Source organism: Streptococcus parasanguinis (assembly GCF_001578955.1).
GTDB lineage: Bacteria > Bacillota > Bacilli > Lactobacillales > Streptococcaceae > Streptococcus > Streptococcus parasanguinis_U.
Genome location: NZ_KQ969689.1, coordinates 375,309 through 378,516, shown reverse-complemented (window position 1 = coordinate 378,516; position 3,208 = coordinate 375,309). Strand labels below are relative to the sequence as shown.

The 3,208-nt window shown below is 45.3% G+C and carries 3 protein-coding genes; 1 reads left to right on the top strand and 2 read right to left on the bottom strand.

The window, feature by feature from the left end; translation table 11 throughout:
* A partial coding sequence (locus tag SPADD19_RS12335; RefSeq protein ID WP_481906731.1) for a glucose-6-phosphate dehydrogenase occupies positions 1-823 on the top strand: 823 nt, incomplete at its 5' end.
* Positions 824-914: 91 nt separating this feature from the next.
* On the opposite strand, the gene ftsY is transcribed toward SPADD19_RS12335, so the two are convergent.
* Both ftsY and SPADD19_RS01765 read right to left on the bottom strand, forming a co-directional pair.
* Entirely contained in the window at positions 915-2,576 is a 1,662-nt protein-coding gene (ftsY, locus tag SPADD19_RS01770; protein ID WP_061455050.1) for a signal recognition particle-docking protein FtsY, read from the bottom strand.
* On the bottom strand, positions 2,577-3,208 hold a 632-nt coding region (locus tag SPADD19_RS01765), incomplete at its 5' end, for an HAD-IIB family hydrolase (protein WP_061455049.1).

Genomic DNA, 3,208 nt, shown 5'->3' with positions numbered 1-3,208 from the left:
ACGCTTAGGAGTTGAAGAACGCGGTGGCTACTATGATCACTCGGGGGCCCTTCGGGACATGGTGCAAAACCATACCCTTCAGCTGTTGTCTTTGCTTGCCATGGATAAACCAGCTACCTTTACTAAGGATGCGATTCGGGCAGAAAAGGTTAAAGTTTTTGAGCAATTGCACAATCCGACAGATGACGAATTGAAGAAATTCTTTATCCGTGGTCAATACCATTCAGGTACGATCGAAGGGAAAAAAGATATCTCTTATCGCAGTGAGCCCAATGTCGACCCTGAATCTACTACAGAAACCTATGCTTCTGGTACGTTCTTTGTTGATAGCGATCGCTTCCGCGGAGTGCCTTTCTTCTTCCGTACCGGAAAACGCTTGACTCAAAAAGGAACCATGGTCAATGTGGTCTTCAAGCAAACCGACTCCATCTTTGGACATAGTTTGCAACCAAATGTCTTGACCATTTATATCCAACCAAATGAGGGTTTCTCATTAAGCATCAACGGAAAAGAGGTCGGAGAAAAATTCAGTATCGCACCGACTTCCTTTGATTACGAAACAGATGCGACCGCAACTGGAGCTTCACCAGATCCTTATGAAAAATTAATTTTCGACGTTTTGAACAATGACTCAACCAATTACAGCCACTGGCACGAAGTTCGTGCTTCATGGCAATTGATTGACCGGATCGAAAAACTGTGGGCCGAAAATGGAGCACCGCTCTATGAATACAAGTCTGGATCCATGGGACCAGCTGCATCCGATGATCTCCTTGCAGAATACGGAGCCGAATGGGTTTGGAAACCTGAACCTAAGAATTAAGGAAAGCCACCTTCGGGTGGTTTTTTTGATAGCGCAAGGAAACAAAAAGACAAATTGTCATAATAACAATTTGTCTTTTTCTATTCGACTCTTAAATCAAGCCTTCCAAGAGGCCTCTCATGAAGTTTTCTGAATGGAATGGTCCGATGTCATCAATCTTTTCTCCAAATCCAATCAACTTCACTGGGATGTCCAACTCTTCACGGATCGCAAGGACGACCCCACCTCGAGCCGTTCCATCGATCTTGGTCAATACAATTCCTGTCACAGGTGTAATTTTTGAAAATTCTTTAGCTTGCACCAAGGCATTTTGACCAGTTGATGCATCGAGGGCCAGCAAGGTTTCATGCGGTGCATCAGGCACTACTCGCTTGATAATCCGGCCGATTTTTTCAAGCTCCGCCATGAGGTTGTCCTTGTTTTGCAGACGACCAGCTGTATCAATCATCAGAACATCGATGTTTTCAGCGATCGCGCGTTCCATTCCATCAAAGACGACACTAGCAGGATCTGATTTTTCAGGACCTGTTACAACTGGAACATCTACACGGCGTCCCCATTCTGCCAGTTGAGCCACTGCTCCTGCACGGAAAGTATCTGCTGCAACCAACATGACTTTCTTGCCCTCTTGTTTGTAGCGGTGGGCTAACTTCCCGATAGAGGTGGTTTTACCAACTCCATTGACCCCAACAAAGAGCATGACCGTGAGACCATCTTGAAAACGAATGGCTTCATTAAATTGGCCATCTTTTTCATACAAGTCCACCAATTTTTCGATAATCACGCGCTTGAGAGCATCTGGTTTTTTGGCATTTTCCAAACGAGCTTCATAGCGCAACTCTTCGGTTAAATTAGAGGCCACTTGAACCCCAACGTCACTCATGATCAAGAGTTCTTCCAATTCTTCAAAGAATTCTTCATCGACTGAACGGAAATTAGCAAAGAAGGCATTGAGACGTGCTCCAAATCCAGTTCGTGTCTTTTTCAAGCTACGATCGTATTTTTCCTGAATGGTTTCTTGCTGAGGCTCAACCTTGTCTGGAATTGGCGCCTCTGCCTTTTCAACAATCCTTTCCTCAACGGCTGATGCTGCTTCTCCTTGAGGAAGTCTGGACTCGGCTTCTGCTACTTCAGAAGTTTCCTCCACTTGAGCGATCGCTTCTGATACTTCAGGTTCTGAAACCTCATCCTGAGCTTCTACTAGTTCTGGAGACTCCTCTTCTGTCGTGCTCTCTTCTACTAGCTCAGCGTCAGGTGATGGAGAGGCAATCGGTGACTCTTCTTCCATTTCTGAACCGTTAGCCCCATCTGCTTCCTCACCATTTTCAGTTTCTTCCGCTTCAATTTTCTCTTCTTCAAGAGGCTCAGTCTCCTCTGTTTCACCAGCTAGTGGTGAAACTTCTTCAGGACTTGCTTCTGTTTGAGCAGGTTCAAAGACAACTGGAGACTCCTCTACTGGTGCTTGATCTTCATGAGTCTCTGAAGTTCCTATTTCTTCAACATGAGGTTCCTCTGCTGGCTCTTCTTGAGCGACAGTTGAAACAGGTTGATGAGTGGCTGCAATCCGCGCTTTGAGCTCTTGGTAATAAGCCTCCATATCAGCGATTTTTTGCTCTTCCTTGTCATTTCGGGTAGCCGTCGGCTCCTCTTTGACAGTTTCTTCAATCTCCGTACTTTCCGCCACTTCTTCAGAAGACGGAAGCACTTTTTCAGTTTCTTCTTTTTTTCCAAATAAACGATCAAATAATCCCATTTATTCACTCTCCTTTAGCACATAATTTTCAATCGCCCATGCGACAGCATCTTGGTCATTGGTCACAGGGGCCACAAGCGCTGCAACTTCCTTTACTGCTGGAATCGCATTGCCCATGGCAACCCCCAGTCCAGCCCACTGGATCATAGACAGGTCATTGGCTTCATCTCCACAGGCCATGACTTGATCTGCCTTAAGACCCAAAATAGTTGCCAGTGCCTCTAAACCTGTCGCCTTGTGAACATTTTTAGGGCACCATTCCAGCAACATTTCCCGAGATTTAAATATTTCATAGTCTTGAAATAAGTCCGGCCTAATCTGCTTGATAGCTGCATCTAGAAAGTCTTGATCGACGGCTGTCACACACTTGTTGTAGGAAATCGTGGATGGCAGGTCTTTAAAATCTGTTTCAATAAAGTTCAGGTAGGGATTGTAAAGGGAATAGAGAGACTTTCGATCTGCATGAATCTCATAAACCGTTCCCTCACTGATAGCATCCAGCGGAAGGCCTAGACGGGCTGTTTCATCATGAATGGTTGCGACATCTTCTGGTGCCAAGACAACTTTTGAGAGGATTTCTCCATTATTTCGCTGCACTAGACCACCGTTGAAGGTAATCGTATACTCTTCTT

What these genes read in the sequence shown, in the direction of transcription:
- ftsY (WP_061455050.1), bottom strand. Translation starts at nt 2,576, where the DNA reads ATGGGATTATTTGATCGTTTATTTGGAAAAAAAGAAGAAACTGAAAAA.